The sequence below is a fragment of the Bacillus sp. BK450 genome (genome assembly GCF_004364885.1).
Classification (GTDB): Bacteria; Bacillota; Bacilli; order Bacillales; family Bacillaceae; genus Bacillus; species Bacillus safensis.
The window spans coordinates 791,482-816,623 of sequence record NZ_SOBQ01000002.1 but is presented as its reverse complement, the minus strand read 5'-3'; the positions used below and the strand labels follow the sequence as shown (position 1 = coordinate 816,623).

At 41.4% G+C, this 25,142-nt stretch carries 24 protein-coding genes and 1 other annotated feature; of the genes, 14 read left to right on the top strand and 10 right to left on the bottom strand.

Features of this window, described 5'->3' with window-relative positions:
* Window positions 1–30: 30 nt before the first annotated feature.
* Genes EV579_RS09380 through EV579_RS09370 form a run of 3 tightly spaced genes read right to left on the bottom strand, consistent with a single transcriptional unit; the run spans window position 31 to window position 2,501 of the window.
* A complete protein-coding gene (locus tag EV579_RS09380; RefSeq protein ID WP_024424850.1) occupies window positions 31–1,191 on the bottom strand; it encodes an acetoin utilization protein AcuC in 1,161 nt (386 codons plus the stop codon).
* A complete protein-coding gene (locus EV579_RS09375; protein WP_024424849.1) occupies window positions 1,188–1,829 on the bottom strand; it encodes a CBS and ACT domain-containing protein in 642 nt (213 codons plus the stop codon). Before EV579_RS09375 ends, EV579_RS09380 begins: the two co-directional genes overlap by 4 nt.
* A gap of 39 nt (window positions 1,830–1,868) precedes the next feature.
* Window positions 1,869–2,501 carry a GNAT family N-acetyltransferase gene (locus EV579_RS09370; RefSeq protein ID WP_024424848.1) on the bottom strand — a complete coding sequence of 211 codons (633 nt, stop codon included), beginning with the start codon at window positions 2,499–2,501 and terminating at the stop codon, window positions 1,869–1,871.
* A 155-nt stretch (window positions 2,502–2,656) separates the two neighbouring features.
* On the opposite strand from EV579_RS09370, the gene acsA reads away from it, so the two are divergent.
* Both acsA and tyrS read left to right on the top strand, forming a co-directional pair.
* Window positions 2,657–4,381: an acetate--CoA ligase gene (gene acsA, locus EV579_RS09365; protein WP_024426174.1), complete on the top strand. Its 1,725-nt coding sequence runs from the start codon at window positions 2,657–2,659 to the stop codon at window positions 4,379–4,381.
* A gap of 59 nt (window positions 4,382–4,440) precedes the next feature.
* Window positions 4,441–4,672: a binding site (T-box leader), on the top strand.
* A 52-nt stretch (window positions 4,673–4,724) separates the two neighbouring features.
* A complete protein-coding gene (tyrS, locus tag EV579_RS09360) occupies window positions 4,725–5,993 on the top strand; it encodes a tyrosine--tRNA ligase (RefSeq protein ID WP_024424846.1) in 1,269 nt (422 codons plus the stop codon).
* 83 nt (window positions 5,994–6,076) lie between these two features.
* Here tyrS and EV579_RS09355 read toward each other — a convergent pair whose 3' ends face one another.
* Window positions 6,077–6,433 (bottom strand): antibiotic biosynthesis monooxygenase family protein, encoded by a 357-nt coding sequence (locus tag EV579_RS09355; RefSeq protein WP_122631869.1) that lies wholly within the window; start codon window positions 6,431–6,433, stop codon window positions 6,077–6,079.
* 207 nt (window positions 6,434–6,640) lie between these two features.
* Between EV579_RS09355 and EV579_RS09350 the strand changes: the two genes are divergently transcribed.
* Together EV579_RS09350 and EV579_RS09345 are read left to right on the top strand one after the other, a co-directional pair.
* On the top strand, window positions 6,641–7,282 hold the full coding sequence (locus EV579_RS09350) for an esterase/lipase family protein (RefSeq protein WP_024424844.1): 642 nt from the start codon (window positions 6,641–6,643) through the stop codon (window positions 7,280–7,282).
* A 197-nt stretch (window positions 7,283–7,479) separates the two neighbouring features.
* Window positions 7,480–8,046: a cysteine hydrolase family protein gene (locus EV579_RS09345; RefSeq protein WP_133744310.1), complete on the top strand. Its 567-nt coding sequence runs from the start codon at window positions 7,480–7,482 to the stop codon at window positions 8,044–8,046.
* 44 nt (window positions 8,047–8,090) lie between these two features.
* Here the strand turns inward: EV579_RS09345 and EV579_RS09340 are convergent, their stop codons facing one another.
* The 3 genes from EV579_RS09340 to EV579_RS09330 all read right to left on the bottom strand — a co-directional run bounded on the left by EV579_RS09340 (window position 8,091) and on the right by EV579_RS09330 (window position 10,420).
* Window positions 8,091–8,642 carry a hypothetical protein gene (locus EV579_RS09340; RefSeq protein ID WP_133744309.1) on the bottom strand — a complete coding sequence of 184 codons (552 nt, stop codon included), beginning with the start codon at window positions 8,640–8,642 and terminating at the stop codon, window positions 8,091–8,093.
* Window positions 8,643–9,016: 374 nt separating this feature from the next.
* On the bottom strand, window positions 9,017–9,619 hold the full coding sequence (gene rpsD, locus EV579_RS09335) for a 30S ribosomal protein S4 (protein WP_024424838.1): 603 nt from the start codon (window positions 9,617–9,619) through the stop codon (window positions 9,017–9,019).
* Window positions 9,620–9,922: 303 nt separating this feature from the next.
* Window positions 9,923–10,420: a GAF domain-containing protein gene (locus EV579_RS09330; protein ID WP_024424837.1), complete on the bottom strand. Its 498-nt coding sequence runs from the start codon at window positions 10,418–10,420 to the stop codon at window positions 9,923–9,925.
* 126 nt (window positions 10,421–10,546) lie between these two features.
* Between EV579_RS09330 and refZ the strand changes: the two genes are divergently transcribed.
* Window positions 10,547–11,212, top strand: a complete 666-nt coding sequence (refZ, locus tag EV579_RS09325) for a forespore capture DNA-binding protein RefZ (RefSeq protein ID WP_024426169.1) — start codon at window positions 10,547–10,549, stop codon at window positions 11,210–11,212.
* On the opposite strand, the gene hisJ is transcribed toward refZ, so the two are convergent.
* Window positions 11,182–11,997, bottom strand: coding sequence for a histidinol-phosphatase HisJ (gene hisJ / locus EV579_RS09320; RefSeq protein ID WP_133744308.1), 816 nt, complete (start codon window positions 11,995–11,997; stop codon window positions 11,182–11,184). The genes refZ and hisJ overlap by 31 nt on opposite strands.
* 340 nt (window positions 11,998–12,337) lie before the next feature.
* Between hisJ and ezrA the strand changes: the two genes are divergently transcribed.
* Complete coding sequence (gene ezrA, locus EV579_RS09315) at window positions 12,338–14,041, top strand: septation ring formation regulator EzrA (RefSeq protein WP_133744307.1); 1,704 nt, start codon at window positions 12,338–12,340, stop codon at window positions 14,039–14,041.
* Window positions 14,042–14,083: 42 nt separating this feature from the next.
* On the opposite strand, the gene brnQ (EV579_RS09310) is transcribed toward ezrA, so the two are convergent.
* Together brnQ (EV579_RS09310) and brnQ (EV579_RS09305) are read right to left on the bottom strand one after the other, a co-directional pair.
* Window positions 14,084–15,427, bottom strand: coding sequence for a branched-chain amino acid transport system II carrier protein (gene brnQ / locus EV579_RS09310; protein WP_133744306.1), 1,344 nt, complete (start codon window positions 15,425–15,427; stop codon window positions 14,084–14,086).
* Between the two features lie 213 nt (window positions 15,428–15,640).
* On the bottom strand, window positions 15,641–16,984 hold the full coding sequence (gene brnQ, locus EV579_RS09305; RefSeq protein WP_122631875.1) for a branched-chain amino acid transport system II carrier protein: 1,344 nt from the start codon (window positions 16,982–16,984) through the stop codon (window positions 15,641–15,643).
* A 206-nt stretch (window positions 16,985–17,190) separates the two neighbouring features.
* Here brnQ (EV579_RS09305) and EV579_RS09300 point away from each other — a divergent pair, with 206 nt between their 5' ends.
* The 8 genes from EV579_RS09300 to EV579_RS09270 all read left to right on the top strand — a co-directional run bounded on the left by EV579_RS09300 (window position 17,191) and on the right by EV579_RS09270 (window position 25,126).
* Window positions 17,191–18,333, top strand: coding sequence for a cysteine desulfurase family protein (locus EV579_RS09300; RefSeq protein ID WP_133744305.1), 1,143 nt, complete (start codon window positions 17,191–17,193; stop codon window positions 18,331–18,333).
* 4 nt (window positions 18,334–18,337) lie between these two features.
* Complete coding sequence (gene thiI, locus EV579_RS09295) at window positions 18,338–19,543, top strand: tRNA uracil 4-sulfurtransferase ThiI (RefSeq protein WP_133744304.1); 1,206 nt, start codon at window positions 18,338–18,340, stop codon at window positions 19,541–19,543.
* Window positions 19,544–19,632: 89 nt separating this feature from the next.
* Complete coding sequence (locus tag EV579_RS09290; RefSeq protein WP_024424829.1) at window positions 19,633–19,845, top strand: alpha/beta-type small acid-soluble spore protein; 213 nt, start codon at window positions 19,633–19,635, stop codon at window positions 19,843–19,845.
* Between the two features lie 226 nt (window positions 19,846–20,071).
* Complete coding sequence (mbcS, locus tag EV579_RS09285; protein WP_122631878.1) at window positions 20,072–21,652, top strand: acyl-CoA synthetase MbcS; 1,581 nt, start codon at window positions 20,072–20,074, stop codon at window positions 21,650–21,652.
* Window positions 21,653–21,784: 132 nt separating this feature from the next.
* On the top strand, window positions 21,785–22,399 hold the full coding sequence (locus EV579_RS09280) for a LysE/ArgO family amino acid transporter (protein ID WP_034624225.1): 615 nt from the start codon (window positions 21,785–21,787) through the stop codon (window positions 22,397–22,399).
* Between the two features lie 252 nt (window positions 22,400–22,651).
* Window positions 22,652–23,404 (top strand): hypothetical protein, encoded by a 753-nt coding sequence (locus EV579_RS09275; RefSeq protein ID WP_133744303.1) that lies wholly within the window; start codon window positions 22,652–22,654, stop codon window positions 23,402–23,404.
* A 16-nt stretch (window positions 23,405–23,420) separates the two neighbouring features.
* Window positions 23,421–23,597, top strand: a complete 177-nt coding sequence (locus tag EV579_RS18985; protein ID WP_166644691.1) for a hypothetical protein — start codon at window positions 23,421–23,423, stop codon at window positions 23,595–23,597.
* A 176-nt stretch (window positions 23,598–23,773) separates the two neighbouring features.
* The gene (locus tag EV579_RS09270) at window positions 23,774–25,126 is read left to right on the top strand and encodes an amidohydrolase family protein (protein ID WP_133744302.1); all 1,353 of its coding nucleotides are present in this window, start codon (window positions 23,774–23,776) and stop codon (window positions 25,124–25,126) included.
* Window positions 25,127–25,142 lie beyond the last annotated feature (16 nt).

Genomic DNA, 25,142 nt, shown 5'->3' with positions numbered 1-25,142 from the left:
GCTTACCTTATGAGGGAAAGCCTGCTTTTTTCATGCCTTTTTCTTTTCTCTTCTAACAGGCATAAGTGCTTTTTCTACTGTTTGAGCATTTTTTTCTGTGATTTCTGCTTTTCTTGGGATCGGTGGATATAAATCGTCAGGATCTTTCCATGTAGGTGGAAGGGTAACAGGCGATTGCTTATTCCATGCCTGAATCCAGTCCTGAGGGAGCTCATCTGGCGGTGTAATGCCTTTCATCTCAAGCCAAATGCGGCTCCACGCTCTTGGAACGACGCGCCAAATATCATATCCTCCTCCGCCAACAGCGATCCACTTGCCGTCACAATATTGATGCGCAAGCTCATGAGCAAGTCTAGGAATTTCTTCATATATTTTCATGGTGGCAGATAAATGAGTTAACGGGTCATAGTAATGTGCATCTGCCCCATTTTGCGTTAAAATCACATCTGGTTTAAAAAAAGCAGCAATCTCAGTCACTGCTGTTCGGTATGCTTCGAGGAACGATTCATCTTCCGTAAATGCATCTAGCGGAATATTATAGGCGTAGCCATAGCCTTTATCGTGGCCTCTTTCCTGTACTTGTCCGGTTCCAGGGAACAAGTAGCGTCCCGTTTCATGAATGGAGACTGTACATACCTCTGGGTCGTCATAGAAGCTGAACTGGACACCATCGCCGTGATGAGCATCCGTATCAATATATAAAATTCTAGCGCCATATGTCTTTTGAATATATTGAATCGCCACAGAGCTGTCATTATAAATACAAAAGCCAGATGCACGCCCTTTGAATCCGTGGTGAAGCCCGCCGCCAAGATTGAGGGCATGCTGTGAATGACCGAGCATCACTTGATCAACCGCTGTTAATGTTCCGCCAACAAGAAGAGATGCCGCCTCATGCATGCCTGCGAACATTGGTGTATCCTCAGTGCCAAGACCGTAGCGTTCACCCTCTGCTGTAGACAGCTTTCCTTCACTTGCCCGCTGCACAGCCTGGATATAATCTGCTGTATGGACGAGCTTTAATTCCTCCAGAGTAGCCATACGCGGTGCGACGATCTCATCCTCTGTTAACGCCTTCATTTTTTGAAGAAGATCATAAGTTAAGTAGACCCGAAGCTGATTGAAGGGATGATCTTGGTTAAATTGGTACGTTTGAAAAGATGGTGAAAAAACAAAGGTCGCTTCCTTCATTTGATCGTCTGCTCCATAGGCCAGAGCACTTTATAGCCTTTTGCGCGAATCAGCTTCGTTACATGATCTGCATGAATGGTTTGAAGGCGGAAGACGAGTACTTTAGATGCCTCATTGGCATGCGGGTACACAAGCACACTCAGCAATTGAATATGCTGCTCCTTTAAAATGGCCGTAATGTCTGCGAGGCCTTCTGTCATTTGCTCGACTTCAACCTCTAAGTGCGACCCAGGCTGATCTGCACCTGTCAGTCTTACAAACGTACGAAGCAGATCTGTTTTTGTGATAATGCCTACAAGCTTGCCGCGTCTCACCACTGGAAGACAGCCAATTCCGTGCTCAAAAAAGACACTTGATATCTCCTCAACGAAATCAAGCGGGTGAGCCGTGATCGTCTCTAATACCATGATCTCTTCTACCGGCCGCTGAATAAAGAGCTTCCTTTTCTCTGTTTCAAAAATACTTGGACTGGCATTTTTAATATCCCGATCTGTCACCATCCCAATGACAGATCCTTGATCAGATACGATCGGAATATGCCGGATGTGGTGTGCACTCATTTTTTGAATGGCCTCTTCAATCGTATCGGTTTTTCGCAGCGTGATCACATCACGCTCCATAATTTGTTCAATCATCATTGTTTACCAATCCCCTTTGCCAAAAAAACGAATTGAACGTTAATACATAAAGCGCTGATGGAAGCGAAGACGATCGAAACGCTCGATCGAATCAGGACTCACATGTTTCCCAATTCTGGCCATTAAACAATTGGCTGGATGTGAGCTAATCTCTGGCTCGTCTGTTGCAAACCAGACAAGACCGCCTGCGTTCATCATTTTCTCCATCATTTTGCGGTACTCCCAAACGTTTTTCTTTGTCCCCTTTAAATCCCAATGCCAGTAATATTCAGTTGTAATGATGATGTAATTCTCCATTTGCTCATCCATCATGCTCACATCAAGCAAATGCTTGCCAAGTGAGCATCCTCTAAATGGAGGAGCGACCTCAATCGCGCCAAGCTCAATTAAATTATCCATTTTGCCCTCTGACCAGCGCTCAAGTGGATCAGGATACAAATACGTGACATAGCCTACGACAAGCTCATTCGCTCTTGCAATGATAATACGTCCTTCTGGAAGATCTGCTATTTCAACAAGTGCTTGTTTCTGTTCCTCAGGCGTGCGAAATGCCGTTAGTCCTTCATGAAACGTATAGTTCGCAAGCTCTGATGCAGGTACCGGTCCTTCAATCAGGATGGAACCTGTTTCTCGCTCAATGGTTTTTGAATAATAAGTTTTAGGATGCTCCACGTATCCACCGCCCCTAATTCTAGTGAGTCGTCTCTATTCTATCTTAAATCTTGCAATAATTAAAACGGTTTCATTAGAAGTTTTTTAAAAATTGAGAAAAAAAGTCATCTATACTATAATGGTCATTGTAAACGTATGCAAAGGGGGACTGTTTGATGAAATTGGAAACGCTACCATCAGTAAAAGGGGATTATCATTTAAATGATTATGAGCAGGCATACAAAGATTTTTCATGGGAGGAAGCTAGAAAAAACTTCTCCTGGTATGAAACAGGAAAAATAAATGCAGCCTATGAAGCGATTGACAGACATGCGGACTCGTTTCGTCAGAACAAGGTGGCGCTTCACTACAAAGATTCACAGCGGGATGAAAAGTATACGTTCAGGGATATGAAAATCAACACAAATAAAGCGGGAAATCTATTCAGAGAAAAGGCACATGTAGAAAAAGGGGATCGCGTGTTTATCTTTATGCCAAGATCACCTGAGCTCTATTTTCTTCTGCTTGGTGCAGTTAAAATTGGAGCGATCGTTGGCCCGTTATTTGAGGCATTTATGGAAGGTGCTGTCAAAGACCGTTTAGAGAATAGTGAGGCAAAGGTAATCGTGACAACACCTGATCTGCTCGAGCGAATTCCATTTGCAGAGCTTCCGAAGCTTGAATCTGTCGTCATTGTCGGCGGTGAAAACGAAGACGTCGATGGTGTGCGGACAATTCACTATGAAAAGGCGTTTGAGGAGGCAGCAAAGGAGCTTGAGATTGAATGGATGGATGAAAAAGACGGCTTCCTGCTTCATTACACATCAGGATCTACTGGTACGCCAAAAGGTGTGCTTCATGTCCATGGTGCAATGGTCCAGCAAGGCCAGACTGGTAAATGGGTGCTTGACTTGAAAGAAGATGACGTTTACTGGTGTACAGCTGATCCAGGCTGGGTTACAGGCACAGTGTACGGTATTTTTTCACCGTGGTTAAATGGGGCGACGAATGTGATTTTAGGCGGCCGGTTTAATCCTGATACGTGGTATGAAACCATTGAATCACTCGGTGTAACCGTTTGGTACAGTGCCCCGACCGCCTTTAGAATGCTCATGGGGGCAGGGGATGATCTCATTCAAAAATATGACCTCAGCTCGCTCCGTCATGTTTTAAGTGTGGGAGAGCCGCTTAATCCAGAAGTCATCCGCTGGGGAGATGCTGTTTTTGGCAAGCGAATTCACGACACTTGGTGGATGACAGAAACCGGTGCCCAGCTGATTTGTAATTATCCATGCATGGACATCAAGCCAGGCTCGATGGGAAAACCAATTCCAGGCGTAGAAGCGGCAATTGTCGATAATGCAGGAAATGAACTTCCGCCATACCGGATGGGCAACCTTGCGATTAAAAAAGGCTGGCCTTCTATGATGCATACGATCTGGAACAATCCTGAAAAATATGAATCTTACTTTATGCCGGGAGATTGGTATGTTTCAGGAGATTCAGCTTATATGGACGAAGACGGATACTTTTGGTTCCAGGGACGTGTCGATGATGTCATCATGACGTCAGGAGAGCGGGTCGGACCATTTGAGGTGGAAAGTAAACTGGTCGAACATCCAGCTATTGCGGAGGCTGGTGTCATTGGAAAGCCAGATCCGGTCCGCGGTGAAATTATTAAAGCATTTATAGCGCTTAGAAGCGGATATGAGCCGACAGATGAGCTGAAAGAAGAGATTCGTACATTTGTGAAAAAAGGACTCGCAGCACATGCGGCACCGCGAGAAATTGAGTTTAAAGACAAACTGCCGAAAACGAGAAGCGGAAAAATTATGAGACGTGTGCTAAAGGCGTGGGAGCTGAATTTACCTGCTGGCGACCTTTCGACAATGGAAGATTAAATTTTTTCATCAGTTGACTTGATATCAAAAGTGTGTTAAAAATGACATTAGTTGAATATGAAAAGGTTTTGACTGAGATTCAGTAGAATGATCTTTCCCTGTTGAAGAGAGCTGACGGATGGTGCGAGTCAGTACAAAGAGATATTCGAATTACCCTCACGAACCGCTTTTACGAAAAGGAGCATGCCCTGATTAGTGAAAGAACGGATCTGTCCGTTATCAGTGTAAGTGAAAAGACGAGATTTTTTGTCTTTTAAGCAGGGTGGTACCGCGATATATATCGTCCCTTCGTTCATTCGAAGGGGCGTTTTTTTGTTGAATTGTAAAAAAAGGAGATTTGAAAATGAGTCAATTGATGGAAGAGCTATCGTTCAGAGGATTAATTCAGCAGCAAACAGATGAAGAAGGTTTAACAAAATTATTAGCAGAAGAAAAAATCAAACTATACTCCGGCTTTGATCCGACAGCTGACAGCTTACACATTGGTCATCTATTGCCAATTTTAACATTACGCAGATTCCAAGAAGCAGGTCATCATCCGATTGCTCTTGTTGGCGGCGCAACTGGACTAATCGGCGACCCTAGCTTCAAAAAAGCGGAACGTTCACTAAATCCAGCAGAAATCGTCGAACAGTGGTCAGAAAAAATCAAAGGACAGCTGTCTCAATTTCTTGATTTTGAAGCAGGCGAGAATCCAGCCGTCATCGTGAATAACTACGACTGGATCAGCCAAATGAATGTCATCACGTTCCTTCGTGATATTGGAAAGAACTTCGGTGTAAACTTCATGCTGGCAAAAGATATCGTGAGCTCACGTATCGAAACAGGGATTTCTTACACAGAATTCAGCTACGTCATCCTGCAGTCTTTAGACTTCTTAAACCTTTACAGAAATGAAAATTGTAAGCTTCAAATTGGCGGAAGTGACCAGTGGGGAAATATCACATCTGGACTTGAGCTAATCCGTAAGTCTGAAGCAGAAGGGGCAAAAGCATTTGGTCTGACGATGCCGCTTGTCACAAAAGCAGACGGCACAAAGTTTGGTAAAACAGAAGGCGGCGCCATCTGGTTAGATAAAGAAAAAACGTCTCCATACGAGTTCTACCAATTCTGGATCAACACAGATGACCGTGATGTCGTGAAATACTTAAAATACTTTACGTTCTTATCAAAAGAAGAGATCGCATCGTACGAAGAAAAAGTGCAAACAGCACCTGAAAAGCGTGAAGCACAGCGCCGTCTAGCAGAGGAAGTGACAACACTTGTACATGGCCGTGAATCACTAGAACAGGCTGTTAACATCTCAAATGCGCTATTTAAAGGTGAGATCAAATCTCTTACAGCTGAAGAAGTGAAAGTAGGCTTTAAGGATGTTCCATCAATGGAGAAAAGCAGCACAGAAGAATTAACACTAGTCGATATCCTTGTGGAATCAAAGCTGTCTCCATCAAAGCGTCAAGCACGTGAAGATATCACAAATGGTGCTGTCTCCATTAACGGAGAGAGACAAACAGATAAAGATTATGTTCTTTCCGCTGACGACCGAATTGAAAATCAATTTACTGTTTTAAGAAGAGGGAAAAAGAAATACTTCCTCGTGACTTATAAATAAAGTATGAAACAGTAAGCATCATGGAAAAGCACCTCAAATGTTCGTATACATTGAGGTGTTTTTCTTTTTTATGTAGAAGTAGCTCATTCGTCTGCTTCTTGTTCAAGGTGTGAATCTTTGTTTGTATAAGCATGTTCTACCTTACAAATTCGGGTTGTATAGGATTCATACCAATCTTTTTTCCCCTTTTTTTGAACACGCTGATGTGCTGTATGTGCTTTCCATTCTTTGATGGCTTCTAATGAATCCCAGTAAGAGACAGTGATTCCAACACCATGTTCATCTCGTACACTTTCTATTCCAAGAAATCCATCTAGATCCTTCGCTAATTCTTCCATTTTTTGAGCAGCCGCATCGTATTGTTTCTGTTCGACATTTGTTCGTTTTGATGTGAAAATCACGGCATAATAGGGTGGTGCAGGTGTTTGAGTAAATAGCATCTAGTAGAACCTCCTTAGTCTATTGATATTATATATGAAAGAAAGAAGGTCTCGTAGTCTTTTTGTTTGAATTTAAAAAAGTCCAAGGTGCTTTTTGATTATTTATATTTTTGTAAAATCATCTCATAAACATTACCTTGTTCACTTTTCTGACATATTTTTCTTGTATAAAATAGAGTCGTATAAGATGAATAAGGGGGAATGAAAGTGATGTTTGTTAAGAAAAGGAGTTTGCAAATTCTCATTGCGCTTGCATTGGTGATTGGTTCAATGGCTTTTATCCAGCCGAAAGAGGTGAAGGCGGCTGAGCATAATCCGGTTGTGATGGTACACGGCATTGGCGGTGCCTCTTATAACTTTTTTTCTATTAAAAGTTATTTGGCCACACAAGGCTGGGATCGAAACCAATTATATGCTATCGATTTCATAGACAAAACAGGAAATAACCGCAACAATGGTCCGCGTCTATCCAGATTCGTCAAAGATGTGTTAGACAAAACGGGTGCCAAAAAAGTAGATATTGTGGCTCATAGTATGGGCGGAGCGAACACATTATACTATATTAAGAATCTAGATGGCGGCGATAAAATTGAAAACGTTGTCACAATTGGTGGAGCAAACGGACTCGTTTCAAGCAGAGCATTACCAGGCACAGATCCAAATCAAAAAATTCTTTACACATCTGTCTACAGCTCAGCTGATCTCATCGTCGTCAATAGCCTCTCTCGTTTAATTGGCGCAAGAAACGTTCTGATCCATGGTGTTGGCCATATCGGTCTATTAACCTCAAGCCAAGTGAAAGGGTATATTAAAGAAGGACTGAACGGCGGAGGACAGAATACGAATTAAAAAAACGAAAAGACAGCGGCATATGCTGTCTTTTTTGATGTCAACTGGCATATGGCAGTTAGAGATATTGAAAAGGGTGGCAAAACGATGATACAGAAACAGACCATCGTACATAGCTGAATAAAAACATGTACAAAACGTCCACCATTCCTTACACTACATGTAGTGAACGGGAATTTTTTCGGAGGTGGGCGTTTGTGAAAACGAATCAAAAGGCTTTCATTATTGTCGATGTACAAAAGGCATTCGAGCATGAAAAATGGGGAGAACGCAATAATCTAGAGGCAGAGGAGAATATTAGCCGGCTATTGACGTTTTGGAGAGAGAAGGGCTGGAAAGTGATTCATATTCAGCATACATCCGACAATCCGGACTCTGTATTTCATCCAGCAAATGAAGGGCACCTTTTCAAAGATATGGCTAAACCGCTAGAGGAAGAAACAGTGATACAAAAGAAAGTCAACAGCAGCTTTATAGGGACAAGCTTGGAGGAACAACTAAGGTCAAATCAGATTGACACGGTCGTAATTGCAGGACTCACAACACCTCACTGCGTATCAACAACCACAAGGATGAGCGGAAATCTTGGCTTTGATACGTATCTGATCTCAGATGCAACAGCCGCCTTTGGACTAACAGATCAAAACGGTACATATTTTGACCCAGATACGATCCACCGGCTCTCACTTGCCACCCTGCATGATGAATTTGCGACTGTCATGACAACAGAGCAGCTTATCGCAAAATGGACAACTCCCGAATGAACGTTTGAAAGCTCCTAGAAAGAAATCTAGGAGCTTTTTTTATGCTAAGTATATGTGTCCAACGATTGTTTTCGTTTTTTACGTGAGTAAACGAGATCAATCTCAATAAATAAAAAACTGACAAAGAATGATAAAATCAATACGCCGTCATCCCCTATCGATACATTCATTAAGTTTAAGTAAAGGACATACTTGATAGAGAGATGTAAAACGATCCAAGAACTCACCCATTCCAAAGCATAAGTGAGCCATACAGGAAGTTTAAGGAGATAAGCAAGTCCTTTTCCTATGAATAGAAGAACAGGTGACCAAAAAACGACGATAACACTCACGAACAAAGAGAAAGAGATCAAAGAAAAATACGAATCATACGTGATGGTTTCTCCAAAAAGAAAATTCACGCCTAAAACAGTGATGTATAGCAATACACTTGGAACCGAAATCACAAAGCAGATAGAAAAAAAGAGCAGGAAGATAAACAGACTTGCAGCAAATCTATTGGGCGGCTCATCTATAATCTGTTTTTTTCTTAGAAGAGAATAGGCAATCACTGATAAGGTTAAAAATAAGAATAGAATGATCGTGATACTATACATGGAACTCCCCCATCTAAGGACTATAGAAGACCATACGACTGATATGTCATCTATCATGATTGTACCAATAGAAAAAAGGCACTTCAACGAAATATTTCCTATATTTGTATATAAAAAATGAGACAGGTTTAGTTGAAGTAAGAATACAGGGGACGGTCGAGGAAAAGAGGTGATTGGAAATAGGAGGTTTCTTCCAATGATCTTATGTACAAATGTACGGCTTACTCAAAGGTGGTCTTGGCTAAATCCCCTTGAAAAGGGGTGACGCCAATGTCAAACTTTTCAAGCATTAAAACCCGAAACAAAAAACCCTAGAAATCCTTGAACAATCAAGGGATCTAGGGTTTGTTTGCTCTCTTAGAGAAGTAATGAAATTAACGAGAGTAGAACTCAACGATTAGTTGTTCGCTGATTTCAGGCGCTAATTCAGAACGCTCTGGAAGACGAGTGAAAGTTCCTTCAAGCTTTTCAGCATCGAAAGAAAGGTATTCAGGAACGAAGTTGTTTACTTCAACTGATTCTTTCACTACTGCAAGGTTTTGAGATTTCTCACGAAGAGCAATCGTTTGACCTGGTTTCACAGAGAAAGATGGGATGTCTACACGGCTTCCATCAACAAGGATGTGACCATGGTTTACTAGCTGACGCGCTTGGCGGCGAGTACGAGCAAGGCCAAGACGGTATACTAGGTTGTCAAGGCGAGTTTCAAGAAGGATCATGAAGTTTTCACCTTGTTTACCAGGAAGTTTAGCAGCTTTGTCATATAGTGTACGGAATTGACGTTCGTTGACACCGTACATGTGACGAAGCTTTTGCTTCTCTTGTAATTGTAAACCGTATTCAGAAAGTTTTTTGCGTTGTCCTGGACCATGTGGGCCTGGAGCGTAAGGGCGTTTTTCAAGTTCCTTACCTGTTCCGCTTAATGAAATGCCTAAACGGCGGGAAATCTTCCAACTTGGACCTGTATAGCGAGCCATAATGTGACTCCTCCTTATTGTTTTTATTTGTGAAAAATAAAAACCGTCTGTTCTTCCTCTTTTTCGTCATTATGTTTTCATGCATCCTCGCTCCAGCAGCAGGGAGTTACAAGATGCACCTTCATAATATAGAAGGAACAAAATGATACAAAAAAGCCGAACAAAAAGGCTGCCATATTTCACACAAACTCTATTATATGACGCTGGGTAGGAGAAGTCAACCTATTTAGAGGCAGAGGTGACGTTCTCCATTATATAAAGAAACATAAAAAAGCAGACAATGTGCCTGCTTTTTCAAAATGATTACGCATCCGTAGAGACAGATAACGCCTGTTGGAGAATGTCTGTAAATTGAATAAGATAGGTCTCATCTACTTCACTGAAGCGGTCTTTCACAGGGCTGTCAATATCGAGTACCCCAATGATCTGTCCATTGACCTTGAGCGGAATGACTATTTCAGATTGCGATGCGGCATCACAGGCAATATGCCCAGGGAATGCATGGACATCAGCGATACGCTGCACTTCACCTGTCGCAAAGGCTGTACCGCAAACACCTTTTCCAGAAGGGATGCGCACACATGCAGGCAGTCCGTTAAATGGTCCAAGCACAAGCTCGCCGCCCTTTGCTAAATAAAACCCTGCCCAATTGACTTCAGGAAGTGAGTGATAGAGTAGCGCAGCTGCATTTGCCAAGTTGGCAATCAGATCAGGTTCACCATCTGTAATGGCTTCTACCTGTTTGACGAGCAATTGATAGTCTTTTGAAGGATCGCCAGACTGTTTTTCGACATGAAACATGAAAATCTCCTACTTTCTATCTTAAAAATACATAACTTGCGTTTCGCATGTGGGATTTGTCGAGCAATTGTAAAAGGAACTTCTGCCTTCATCTTGAAGTATGTACACATGAAGAGGGGTGAGCGGATGAAAACATCAACAACTGTGCAGACAAAAGACCGTATTATGGATGCTGCCATCAGACTTTTTAACCAAAAAGGATTTTCTGGAACCTCTGTCCGTGAGATTGCGAAGGAAGCAAACGTCAACGTTGCCCACATTTCTTATTACTTTCAAGGAAAAGGAGGGCTGCTTGAGCAGCTCGTATCCGATTTTTATGAAGGCTACATTCACATGATTGAATCACATCTCCATCACATGGAAACTCGTCATGCAAAAGAATGCTTACTACATGTGGTTTTTGATATTTTATCTTATCAGCACAAGCACCGTCAATTAACCCGTTTCGTTTATCGGGAGGTGACAATTGATTCGACACTCATCAGAGAAATCATGTCGACATATTTAACAAAAGAAAAGTATTTGTTTCAGCTTATCATTGAAAAAGGAAAAAGCACCCATGTTATTTGTGAGCAGCTGTCACTCGCATCCTTTATGATTCAGCTAAAATCACTTCTCATGATGCCATATTTACAGCCGCAATATTTAACAGAGGTGCTTTATTTGAACCCAAGTGAGCCGTATTTCTATCAAATGTACTTTAAGGAGCTGAGCCGCTCGCTTCATTATCTGTTAGAACCAAAAGAGCCGGCACTAGATTCTCATCTAAACCTCATGATGTCCTCGAATTGATCATACGCATATCCGAGATCTTCCGCTTGATGGGCATCAGAGCCGAATATGAGCGGAATTTTTTTCTTTTTTGCAAGGTCAATCATCCATTGATCTAAATAGATACTTCTGGCATATGTTTTACGAAGACCTGATGTATTAAAATCTAAGGACATGCCTTTTTTTGCCGTTTCTTCAAGGCAAAGGGTGACCTTTTGACAAAGTTCAGGTGACATTTCATATGGAAAAAGCTGTTTGAATTTCTGGACAAGGGTGATATGACCGATTCTCTTTGGCTTATATTGGCCTAAAGATGATAGAATAGAGGAATGAATTTGGTCATAGTAGCTTTGGTAGACCTGTTCGATGCTGCCATAGATGCTTATTAGCTGCTGGAAGGCATGCTCGTCAAAATCAAGGCAAATATAATCATCGCCAGCAGGAAGAAAGTGAACAGATAAAATGGCGTCGTCTAGTTCTGGACCGTAGCAGTCTAAAAAGGTTCTTGTTTCCTCTTCATACGCTTTGATATAGTCAACCTCAAGCCCAGTTTTTACTATTAATTGCCCTTTGTATTCTTGTTTCAGCTGAGCCAGTTTTGTTATATACGCTTCAAGGTCTTGGAGCTTCATGGCACTATCCTGCTCAGGTGTTGGATCTTGAAACGATGGAGGCAGCGGGGCATGCTCGGTAAAGGTTATGGAATCAAATCCCTTTTTGATGGCTTTTTCAATATAAGAATGAAAAGGATCAAGCGAGCCGTGCGGGCAAAACGGTGTATGTAGATGTGCATCTTGTTTCAGCATGTCGTCACCTCTTGTCGATTTTTTGAAAAACGTGATGTTTATCAGCGAAAATAATGAAAAATCATGACCAAAAATGCTGGTTACATGGTATCATAATAACAATGAAAACGACAGCTTCCGCATACATAAAAGCAGGTCACATTGATACGTGTGATCAAATGATAGAAAGCGCACAAATACTTTCTTGAAAAAACATACATAAAACCGTGAATGGATGGTATTGGAAAACATACGATCCTGCTTATAAAAAACAAATGCAAAGCGGACACGAAAGGGTTCTCAGGTCTACTCGGGACACTTTTACCCTGACATCACTTAGATCACAACAAGGGGGCTCATTATGGAGTTTATCATCGGTTTAATTGTCATTTTGCTTGCTTTGTTTTCAGTCGGTTATTTCCTGCGAAAAAATATATATAAAGAGATTGACCGATTGGAAGCATGGAAAATTGAAATTTTAAACAGATCAATTGTAGAAGAAATTTCAAAAATCAAACATTTAAAAATGACCGGAGAAACAGAGCAATTTTTTGAAAGATGGCGTGCAGAGTGGGACGATATCGTCACAGCCCATCTTCCAAAGGTAGAGGAGCTATTATATGATGCAGAAGAGTATTCTGATAAATATCGATTCTCCAAAGCCAAGCAGGTTCTAACGCACATTGAGGACTTGCTGAGTGCTGCTGATTCGAACATTGAAGACATTTTAAAAGAGATTGCAGACCTTGTCACAAGCGAGGAGCAAAATCGCAAGGACATTGAAAAGGTCAAAGAACAATATCAAACAGTTCGAAAAAATCTGCTTGCGTACAGCCATTTATACGGCACCCTTTATGACAAAATGGAACAGGACTTAGACGAGGCATGGGAAGGGATCAAGCAGTACGAGGAAGAGACAGAAAACGGCAACTATATGAAAGCAAGAAAGATTTTGCTTGAACAAGACCGCAGACTCGATCAGCTTCAACTGTATATCAATGATGTACCGAAGCTCATTGCAGACTGCAAACAAACCGTACCAGGCCAGCTGACGAAGCTGAAAGACGGATATAAAGAAATGACAGACAAAGGCTACAAACTCGAGCACATCCAGATCACTAAAGAGCTTGAGAACTTAAACAAACAGTTAACTCGTGCGGAAAAACTGCTGATTGATGAACTCAATTTGGATGAGGCATCAAGCATTCTGCAAATGATTGATGATGCCATTCAGACGCTGTATGATCAGCTGGAAGCGGAAGTAGAAGCAGGTCAGGAAATCAAGAGCAAAATGCCTGAGCTGACGGAAGCATTTGAAAAGCTCGAGCAGGATCACACCCAAACAAAGGCAGAAACAGCTCTTGTAAAAGAAAGCTACAAACTGACAGCCGGAGAGCTTGATCAACAGAAGGCGTTCGAAAAACGCTTAGAAGAAATTGAAAAGCTCATGAAACAAATCCGCGAGAAGCTTGATCGTGACCATGTCGCATATTCATTATTAATGGATGAGATCAATCAGCTTGAGACCTTTATCGATGAAGCAAAAGCATTGCATGATGCGTTTAAAGATCATCTTCAATCATTAAGAAAAGAAGAGCTGCAAGCGAGAGAAACACTGGCTGAGCTTAAAACGATGCTGACAGATACAGTGCGTCAGCTGCAAAAAAGCAATATTCCAGGTGTACCTGCTGACATGAAAGAGCAGGCTGAAAAGGCGCAGGAGATGATTCAGCAAGTGCAGCAGCAGCTGGAGAACCTGCCGCTCAACATGCCAGCCGTGAATGGGCAATTAAAAGAAGCCTCTGACACAGTGAGAAATGTTGTGGATGAGACGGAAGAAATGCTCACTAAAGTGGATCAAATTGAACGAATCATTCAATACGGCAATCGTTTTAGAAGCCAAAATCATATTCTTTCAGAACAATTAAAAGAGGCAGAGAGAAGATTTTATGCGTACGATTATAGCGGTTCATTTGATGTAGCAGCAGCTGCAGTGGAAAAAGCATCACCTGGAGCCGTTCAGAAGCTATTAGCTCAGCAAGAAAAAGAATATCAGCATCAATAAAAAAAGCTGAAGTCCATTAATAGGACTTCAGCTTTTTTTGTATTATGACGCCTGTTTCTGGCGTTCTTCTGAAGCAGAAGAAGTGAAAAGTGAGATCAGGAATCCAATGACAACTCCAAGTATCGCAGGGACAAGCCAGCCAATGCCAAGATCATAAAAAGGCAGCACTGTTTGGAAGATGTCTTTTACTGGACCGATTGGAAGTTTTGCTGCTGCTAAGCCGTCAAATAAGCTGACGCACCCTGTTAAAATTAACGAGAGAACATATACGGGTCTTCTATGTCCAAGCCATTTATCAGCAAGTGATAGAACGATGATCACAATGGCCAGCGGATAAATCGCTGTTAAGACTGGAACAGAGAAAGCAACAATATGAGCAAGTCCAAAGTTAGAAATAATGAAACTAAATAATGTAACAAGTGTCACGACCATTTTATAAGAAAGCTTAGGAAGTAACTTTGAGAAATACTCTCCGCATGATGTGACAAGACCGATACTTGTTGTTAAACAAGCGACTGTAATAGCAGCTCCTAACACAATATTTCCTAGACTGCCGAAAAGGAATTGAGAAGACTGAGCTAAAATTTTGCTTCCATCTCCAACGAATCCAATGGCATGTGTACTAGAAGCACCCAGATACGCAAGTGACAGGTAAACGAAGGTTAATCCAGCAGCTGCAATCAAACCTGCTTTGATACAAGCAGAAGCCAGTGCCTTTTTACTTGTCACACCGCGTCCTTTAATGGCGTTGATGACAACAATTCCAAATACAATAGAAGCAAGAGCATCCATTGTTTTATAGCCCTCTAGAAATCCTTTGAAAAATGACCCGTTGCTGTAAGAGACATCAGGTGTGCCAATGACGCCCATCGGCGTTAGAATGGCTTTGACAATAATAATGAAAATAATTGTAAATTTAATCGGTGTTAACACTTTCCCTACACGATCCACAATCTTCGTTGGATTTAGAGCAAGATAATAAGTAATACCAAAAAAGACAAGTGTGAATATAAGAAGTGAGAGCCAAGCTGGTACACCTGCTAAAAAGGGTAATGCACCAATTTCATATGAAACCGTTCCTGTACGAGGAATAGCGAAAAGCGGCCCGATAGATAAATATAAAATGACGGTAAACGCTGTTCCAAAAGCCGGGTGGGCTTTATCAGCTAATCCTTTCGCATCTCGACCTGTTAAAGCGATCGCAATAATCCCTAGAAGAGGTAAACCGACGCCTGTTAATAAAAATCCGCCCATTGCTTTCCACACATTTTGCCCAGCATATTGTCCAAGTTCTGGTGGATAAATCATGTTACCGGCGCCGAAGAATAGAGCAAACAGCATAAAACCTATGATAATCGTATCTTTCGTCGACAAAGTTGCCTTCATTGCATTTAAAGCCTCCATTGTTATGTTGAAATATTCTGTTAATTACTTGCTAAGTAACCGTTCATCATTAACATTCACTAATTATAAAGGATGTACGCCTGATGTCAACATGTGTTTTCATACAAAAGTCATGAATTTTTCTATTTTAGTATATGAAGAACAATAAAAAACATCCCCTTCCACAGAAGAAGAGGATGTTTTGGTTCACGATAACTAGGAGGCGAGCTGTTTCGGCGGACTGGTAAACATGGAAATAAGTAAACCAATCACAGCACCGAGAATAGCTGGTATTATCCAGCCAATCCCTAAATCGTAAAACGGAACGATTTCACCTAAGATCTTAGGCAAGCCGCCTAGATTGACTTTGGCTGCTAATAATCCATCAATGATGGCGAAGAAACCAGTAAAGATGAGAGATACGATATAAATGATTCTTCTACCGTTAATCCAGCGGTCAAGGAATGACAATAAAATAATGACAATGGCCAATGGATAGATGGTCACAAGAACTGGAACAGATAGAGAAATAATTTGTGCCAATCCAAGGTTTGCAACCAGTGTACTAAATAAAGAAACAATTAGAACGACTGTACGGTACGAAAAGCTAGGGAAAAGCTTTGAAAAATATTCCCCGCAAGATGAAATAAGTCCAACACTCGTCGTTAAACAAGCAAATAAAATGGCTGCGCCAAGAACAATGTTACCAGCAGAACCGAATAAAAAGTTGGCAGAAAGTGAAAGAAGCTTGCCACCTTCATTGGCTCCAACCATGCCCGTCGCATCAGGGCTTGAAGCACCGACATAAGCAAGTGAAATGTACACGAGTGCCAGTCCAATAGCAGCCACGAATCCTGCTTTAATACAAGCTGCTGCAAGAGATTTACGCTCCGTAATGCCTCTGTCTTTAACGGCTGTTACCACGACGATCCCAAAAACGATAGAAGCAAGAGCATCCATTGTTTTATAGCCTTCTAAAAAGCCAGTGAAGAGCGGGTTTGCTTTATATGTTGCATCAGGAGCACCGATCATTCCCATTGGCGTAGCAATGGCTTTAATGACAATAATGGCAATAACCGTTAATAAGATCGGTGTTAAAATTTTACCAATTCGATCAACCAGCTTTGAAGGATTTAACGCGAGCAGATATGAAATGGCGAAAAACACAACGGTAAAGATGAATAGCGGTACCCATGAAGTAGATTGGGCACTTGACAGGAAAGGAGCTAATCCTATCTCATACGAAACCGTACCTGTTCTCGGAATAGCGAAAAATGGTCCAATGGACAAATACAGAATGACGGTGAAAATGGTGCCAAATTTAGGATGAGCTTTATCAGCAAGGCCTTTTGCACCGGTACCTGTCAGTGCGACTGCAATTACCCCTAGAAGCGGAAGACCTACTCCTGTGAGTAAAAATCCACCAATGGCGAGCCATACATTCTCACCAGCATATTGTCCAAGAACAGGTGGGAAAATCATATTTCCTGCGCCAAAGAATAATGCAAAAAGCATTAGACCAATGGCTAGCGTCTCTTTTATGCTTAAACTATTTTTCAAAATAGTCCCTCCTCAATCTCAATCAGTGTAGTGTGTCAAATTAAAATATTCTGACAATTTAAATGTTTATGTGACAATTGCACTATGGATGATATAGTGAAAATGAAAAGTTGTCAACTGCCATTTTCAGAAAATTCTCTGTCTGACTTCATTATGGTAACATATAAATGCATTTATTTTTTAAGCTTTTTGTAAGGAGTTACAATATGATCTATCTTGATAATAGTGCAACAACCAAACCTTATCCAGATGTTTTACAAGTATATCAGCAAGTGAGTGAGCGTTATTTTGGAAATCCATCTTCACTTCATCAGCTCGGAATAGATGCAAGCCGGCTGTTAAATGAAACGAGAAAACAAATGCTTCACTACACGGGCTTGAAACAATATGAGATTATTTTTACTTCTGGTGCAACAGAAGCGAATAACATTGCCATTAAAGGAGCAGCACTTGCCAAAATGAACCGGGGCAAGCATATTGTGACCACAGAAATAGAGCATCCTTCTGTTATTGAATCGTTTGAACAGCTGAAGGCGTTATTTGGCTTTGACATCTCCTATATTCAAGTAAATGAGCATGGCCATGCAGATATGACGCATTTAAAAGAAGTGCTTCGCCCTGATACAGTGCTTGTCAGCATGATGCACGTCAATAACGAAACCGGTGCTATCCAGCCGATTGAAAAAGCTGCTAGCATCATTCGTGAGCATGCCGAAAACGCACTTTTTCATGTCGACGGGGTGCAGGGAATGTGCAAGGTCGCACTCAATAAACAGCTGGATGTAGACCTTTTGACGATGTCAGGCCATAAAATTCATGGATTAAAAGGCACAGGCGCACTCTTTTTAAAGAAAGATGTCACTCTCGCCCCTTTCATTACTGGGGGAGAGCAGGAATTAGGGCTTCGTTCAGGTACTGAAAACCCTGCTGGAGCTGTCAGCTTAGCAAAAGCCATGAAACAATCATTTGAACAGCTTGACAAGCATCATGATGAGATGCTGAACTTAAAAACGCAGCTGCAAAAACAGCTTGGAGAGATAGAAGGTATTGTGATAAATACACCGAGGGCGCAAAGTGCGCCGCACATTATGAATTTTTCAGTACCTGGTATTCAAATTGAGGTCCTCCTCCATATGCTTGAAAAAGAAGGCATATATGTTTCTACAACCTCTGCCTGCTCAGCCAAGAAAAAAGAGCCAAGCCGTGTACTGCTGGCAATGGGAAAACCAGAAGAAATAGCCAAAAGCAGTATGAGAATCAGCTTGACGTATGGACAAGGACCAGAGCTTGCAACGCAAATCATCACATCGATCGCACAAAGTGTGAAAAAATTAAAAGGAATGAGATAACAGCATGAAATATGATCATATTTTAGTCCGTTTTGGTGAAATCTCAACAAAAGGGAAGAATAGAAAGAAATTTATTGAAAAACTAAGACAGCACATTCGGTTCGTCTTAAAGGATTTTGAAGCATTAAAACTTGCATCTGATAGAGACCGCATCACGATTATGCTGAACGGAGAAGACCCTGAACCGATTTCAGAACAGCTCAAAAGTGTATTTGGTATTCAGAGCTTTAGTCTTGCGGTTAAATGCGAGACGAATCTAGATGCGATTAAAGAAGCGGCACTAACAGCAGTACAGGAAGTGTATGAACAAGGAAATACATTTAAAGTCTCAACGAAACGCTCTTATAAACAATTTGAACTTGATTCAAATGAAATGAACCGTGAAATTGGCGGACATGTTCTAAAGAATACGGAGAACTTAACGGTCAATGTGAAACAGCCGGATGTGCATTTACGTATCGAAATCAGAGAGCAAGCAACGTACATTACATTTAAAGATGTCAAAGGTGCAGGCGGCCTGCCGGTTGGTTCTAGCGGAAGAGCGATGCTCATGCTTTCAGGCGGCTTTGACAGCCCAGTTGCCGGCTATCAAGCAATGAAACGCGGAATTGAAATCGAAGCTGTGCATTTCTTTAGCCCGCCGTATACAAGTGAACGTGCCAAACAAAAGGTCATTGATCTTGCAGAATGCCTGGCAGCATATGGAGGCAAAGTGAAGCTTCACATCGTACCTTTTACAAAAATTCAAGAGCTGATCCATAAACAAGTACCTGAAAACTATACAATGACATCAACAAGAAGAATGATGCTGAAAATAGCTGACAAAATAAGAGAAAAGCGCGATGCCCTTGCGATTATTACCGGAGAAAGCCTTGGTCAAGTGGCAAGCCAGACGCTTGAAAGCATGTATGCTATTAACCATGTGACCAATACACCAATCATCCGCCCGCTCATTGCTGTCGATAAAAATGACATTATTGATGAAGCGAGACGAATTGGCACATACGATACAAGCATTCAGCCTTTCGAGGATTGCTGTACGATTTTTACGCCGCCGTCTCCTAAAACAAAACCAAAGCTTGAGAAGGTAGAACGCTACGAAAGCTTTGCTGATTTCGAGCCGATGCTGGACGAGGCAGTAGAGCAAATTGAAACAATTATTGTAACAAATGAAAAGAAAGCAGCAGACGAATTCGCTGATTTATTCTAAAACGAAAATTTCATAATAATTACCATAAAATCAATCGCATGAAGTCATGTGTTTCTACACATTCTATATTCACAAGGAGGTGAGAACACATGGCTCAACAAAACAGACAAAGCAGTTCTAACCAATTACTAGTACCAGGCGCTGCACAAGCTATCGACCAAATGAAGTACGAAATCGCTTCTGAATTTGGTGTAAACCTTGGTGCAGAAACTACATCTCGCGCTAACGGATCAGTTGGTGGAGAAATCACTAAGCGTCTTGTATCTTACGCTCAACAACATATGGGTGGCGGATCTTTCTAAGACACACAATTTAAAAGCTATGGCTTATGAGCGGGATGATTCCCGCTCTTTTCTTTTTGTACATATAAATAGTTAGAATATTTTTAAAAAAGAAGACGAATTTAAAAAATTATGGCATAATACTAGGAGTAGGTCCTAATTCAAGCATTTTTCAGTTATGAGTGTTAGAATAGGTAAATTGAAACATGTTTCGTTTCATAAGAAAGAGGCTAAAAGGAGCTGTACCATGAAAAGAGAAGACTTAATTGCACCAGAACAATATAACTTAGTCAGTGAGATTGAAGCGTTCAGTCATGACAAGGAGAAAATGGCCCTGCACTGGCAGGATGGCAATGGCCACGAAGCACATGTGACGTATGCAGCATTAGTGGAAGAGGCAAATAAAATTGGACATGTTTTATTAAAAGCAGGCTTCAAAAAAGGCGATAAAATTATTGTGATGGTGCCGCGCATGCTCGAGGCATACAGCATTTATTTAGCAATTTTGAAAACAGGAATGGTTGTGATTCCTTGTTCTGAAATGCTGCGCGCGAAAGATTTAGATTACCGAATTGAACACGCAGAAGCAAAAGGAGCGATCGTCTACTCTTCATTCATTCAATCGTTCGACGGAACCAAACAGCCAAACGATTTTAAAACATTCTCAATCGGCGAAAATGATCATGGCTGGACAAACATTCTAGCGCAAAAGGAAGAGCAATCAAACGAACTTGAATTGGCAGAGACAAAGCGCACAGACATGGCGTTTTTATCCTATACATCAGGTACAACAGGGAACCCTAAAGGGGTTGTTCATACACACGGATGGGCGTATGCACATTTACGCACAGCTGCCAAAGCATGGCTCTCCATTAATGAAGGAGATAAAGTATGGGCGACAGCAGGACCAGGCTGGCAAAAATGGGTGTGGAGCCCCCTCTTATCTGTGTTAGGCAGTGGAGCAGAAGGCTTTGTATATGGAGGGAAATTCAATCCAAATACATACTTAGAGCTGCTTCAAAATAATGAAATCAATGTCCTATGCTGTACACCGACAGAATACCGCTTTATGGCAAAAGTAGATGATTTAAGTCAGTACGAGCTGCCGAAGCTGCATAGTGCTGTTTCTGCGGGAGAGCCGCTGAACCGTGAAGTCATTGATACATTCAAAAAGCATTTCGATATAGAAGTACGAGACGGCTATGGCCAAACTGAAAGCACACTGCTCGTAGGGGTGTTAAAAGGAATGGATATCAAGCCAGGCAGTATGGGAAAACCAACCCCTGGCAACGAAGTAGATATCATTGATGAGGATGGAAACGTCTGCGCACCTGGAGAAATTGGTGACATTGCGGTCCATCTTGAAACGCCGGCTTTATTTAAGGAATACTATAAAGACGAAGAGCGTACAAAAGCGCAGCGCCGCGGAAATTACTTTATTACGGGTGACCGCGCGAAAAAAGACGAAGATGGGTACTTCTGGTTTGAAAGCCGCAGAGATGACATCATTGTCAGCTCAGGCTATACAATTGGACCGTTTGAAGTAGAAGATGCACTGATCAAGCATCCAGCAGTGAAGGAATGTGCAGTTGTGGCGAGCCCAGATGAAATCAGAGGATCAATCGTCAAAGCTTACGTCGTCCTTCGTGATGGAACTGCGCAAAGTGATGAACTGATCAAAGAGCTGCAAACACATGTGAAAAACACAACAGCACCGTACAAATACCCAAGAGAAATCGAATTCATTGACGAACTGCCAAAAACTCCGTCAGCGAAAATTCGCCGTGTAGAGCTGAGAGAAAGAGAGCTTGCACGAAAAGGTCAATAATAAAGAAGCGAGAAGCGTTCGGATGGAAGCATCCGGCGCTTTTTTTGTACGGAAAATGAAATTCGTTGAAAGCAGGCAGGAGGCTTTGTGTTAAAATATGTAGGAATTTCTGAAAAAGGAGAATGTTAGTAGATGTCCATTGCGATCATTCATGGAATTGTGCTTGCCTTTGGTCTCATTTTACCTTTGGGCGCTCAAAATGTATTTGTATTTCAACAAGGAGCGCTGCAGCCTCGATTATATCGGGCAATGCCTGTCGTCATCACGGCTGCTCTTTGTGACACACTTTTAATTGCTTTAGCTGTCATAGGTGTTTCTGTTGTGGTGTTTACCATTCCAGTGCTGCAAATCGGTCTTTATATCATTGGTTTTTGTTTTTTAGTATATATGGGATGGTCTGTATGGAACACAAGCTCATCATCAGGTGATCAAGAGAAGCAGAAATTAATGCCTGCAAGAAAACAAATTGTATTTGCCTGTTCAGTTTCTCTTTTAAATCCCCATGCGATTCTCGATACAATTGGTGTCATTGGTACGAATTCGCTGCAATATAGCGGGGCAGAAAAGCTGGCGTTTACACTTGCCTGTATCATCGTGTCCTGGTTATGGTTTATGGGGCTCGCCCTTTTAGGAAAGATGTTAGGAAAGTTAGATACAAACGGCAAATGGATGAACCGTATCAATAAGGCTTCGGCGGTCATGATCTGGCTGGTAGCGTTATACATTGCGTATCAATTGATTGTGTAAGGTACATAGAGAATCAAACAAAGAAGCGTTTGGACGTAATGATCCAGCGCTTTTTTTGTGTATTGGACAGGCTTTCCAGCCAGTGTCAGTACGATCTTAAGAGGTAAATCAGATGCAATTGCCTAAAGGAAATGATAAAGAGTAGGCTTTATGCTACATTATCACTAGTGGGTTTTATTGGTAATTTAGTCTATTACATTATTTTCCTTGAAAGATTATAATCTTTATTAAATTTACTAAAGGAGTCTATTGATGAAGATAAGAAAAATGTTTTGTGTGTTATTGTTCATATCACTTTTATTCGGACAATATCCTGTTGGAAACGCTGTTACCGTAAAGGAGGACGAGCCTTTTAAAAAGATACAAAATGATAAAGCAGCAGAAAAACTCATAAAAAAGGCAAAAAAAAGCTCTCAATTTTTAGAGGCAAAAGAATTAGCCCAAAAGAAAGGATATCTATTAAATGGAGAAAGTGCAGCTGTTCATTTGAAAGCTGCTAAAACGGATGTTGTTTATTTTTATCTGAAAAAAAAGAAGTCAGATAATCAGCTGCTTAACAATGTTTCCTTCATTTCAGTTTCACTGAGCCAAATAAAAGCTCACTATATTCAACTTGCGGAATACGATGAGAAAGGGAATTTGCACTCATATTTCTTTCAAAATGGAAAATTGAAAAATAAGTTCCATATCAACCAAAAAGGGGAGTTTTTAAAAGGATCTTTTACCTATGGTGAAAATGATGTAAAGCAAGATATGATGGAATTAAATAAAAAAATTGTCCAAATAGATGATTCGGAAATTCAAACGAGTTTTAATTGGAACAAGTTTTGGGACTGCTTAAAAAAGAAAAGCGGTCCGAATGAATCTCTTCCATTACGTTCAATGGTTCTAGGAGCGTGTTATTATATTTGTTTTACGGGACCTGCTAGCTGTATTGCATGCGCAGTGATTAATGGAGGTATATCAGCGGGATTGGCCGGTTATTGTGTGAAAAAAGTTTGGTGAATTGGGGGGATTTAGAATGGCTCATAAAGAACAGCGTAAAGGAGTAGTTCTTGCTGTTTTAGATACGTTAACATTTGGAATACCAGTGTTGCTATGGAATTTATATAAGAATACGAATAAAACATTGAAATTAATGATCCCGATCATTCCGATTGTTGGTTTCATAACGTATCTTTTAGCATCCCTTCACTAATAAGATAAAAAATCCTTAGTATGAGCGTAACGCTCATGCTTTTTTCATTTATTTCAGAAACGCCAGCTCTTCATATATTGAGATAAGTCACTTTTCTTCTAATTTGATCCTGTTCTGTTTTAAAATGTCATTGAGGCGGGGTCATTTATCCTCGTCATTTGAAAAGGGGGATATGGATGAAGAAAACATTGTTTAAAGATGCAGCTCTCTTAACATTGGATCCAACTGTAGGTTTTCTTGAAAAGGGAGATTTATTAATTGAAGGGAAACATATTTTAGAAGTTAGGCCTTCAATTGAAGTAAGTGATGCAGACATCGTTGATGCATCTGATATGGTCATCATGCCAGGTCTTGTAGATACACATCGGCATGTGTGGCAGTCTGTCATCCGGGGGATAGGAACAGATTGGTCTTTGCAGACATATTTGAGCAAAATCTATTATGGCAGCTATGGAGCGATGAGACGCCCATCCGACGATCGAATCGCCAATTATTTAGGGGCATTAGAAGCTTTAGATGCAGGTGTGACCACGTTTTTAGACTGGACGATGATCAATTCATTGGATCATACAGAAGAGCTCATTGGAGGATTAAAAGATGCGGGCATACGAGCTGTTTTTGCTTTTGGTTCTTCTGGAGATGCTGAGTATTGGGATAGAGAGAGTACGCTCACTAATATGGAGGACGCAGCACGTGTGAAAAAAGCGCATTTTCAATCATCAGATCAGCTTTTAACAATGGGACTTGCGATTCGTGGTCCAGAGTTTTCTTCATGGGAGACGTCGGTATTTGAAATTGAAACAGCCCGGTCTCTAGATGCTCTATGTAGTATGCACATCGGCTTTGGGAATTGGGGAGCGGAGGATCGATCGATTGAGCGGCTTCATAAAGCAGGGTTACTCGGACCGGATTTGAACATGGTGCATATTAATGCAATTGATGCGGATCAAATGAAGATGCTGGCAGACAGCGGAAGCTCTATATCCATTACCCCTGAAATTGAAATGATGATGGGTCACGGTTATCCTGTCACAGGACTTGCGATTGAACAAGGTGTTCTTCCAACGCTCGGTGTAGACGTAGTGACAGCGACAGGAGGAGATTTGTTTGCCCAAATGAAATTCGGGCTTCAAGCAGAGCGCGCGATCCAAAATCAATCGTTGTTAATGGATGGGATCATGCCGGGGCCTGAACTTGGGCTGTCTGCTCATCAAATGCTTGAGGCTGCGACGATCAATGGGGCTCGTGCATTACAGCTCGATCATAAAATTGGGTCGCTTACACCTGGGAAAGAAGCTGATTTCATCCTAATCGACCGGACAAGCATGAATCTTCTGCCGATGACAGATCCGGCTGGCGCGGTTGTCCAAACGGCACACCCTTCAAATGTTGATTCTGTTTATGTGGCTGGGAAAGCAGTGAAACGAAACGGAAAGCTTGTTGATGTGAACCTAGAAGAGGTCAAACGAAAAGCTTATGCAGCAAGAGATCATATTTTATCACACAAGTTTGAATCGACACCTTCGTAAATAAAATAACCCCATA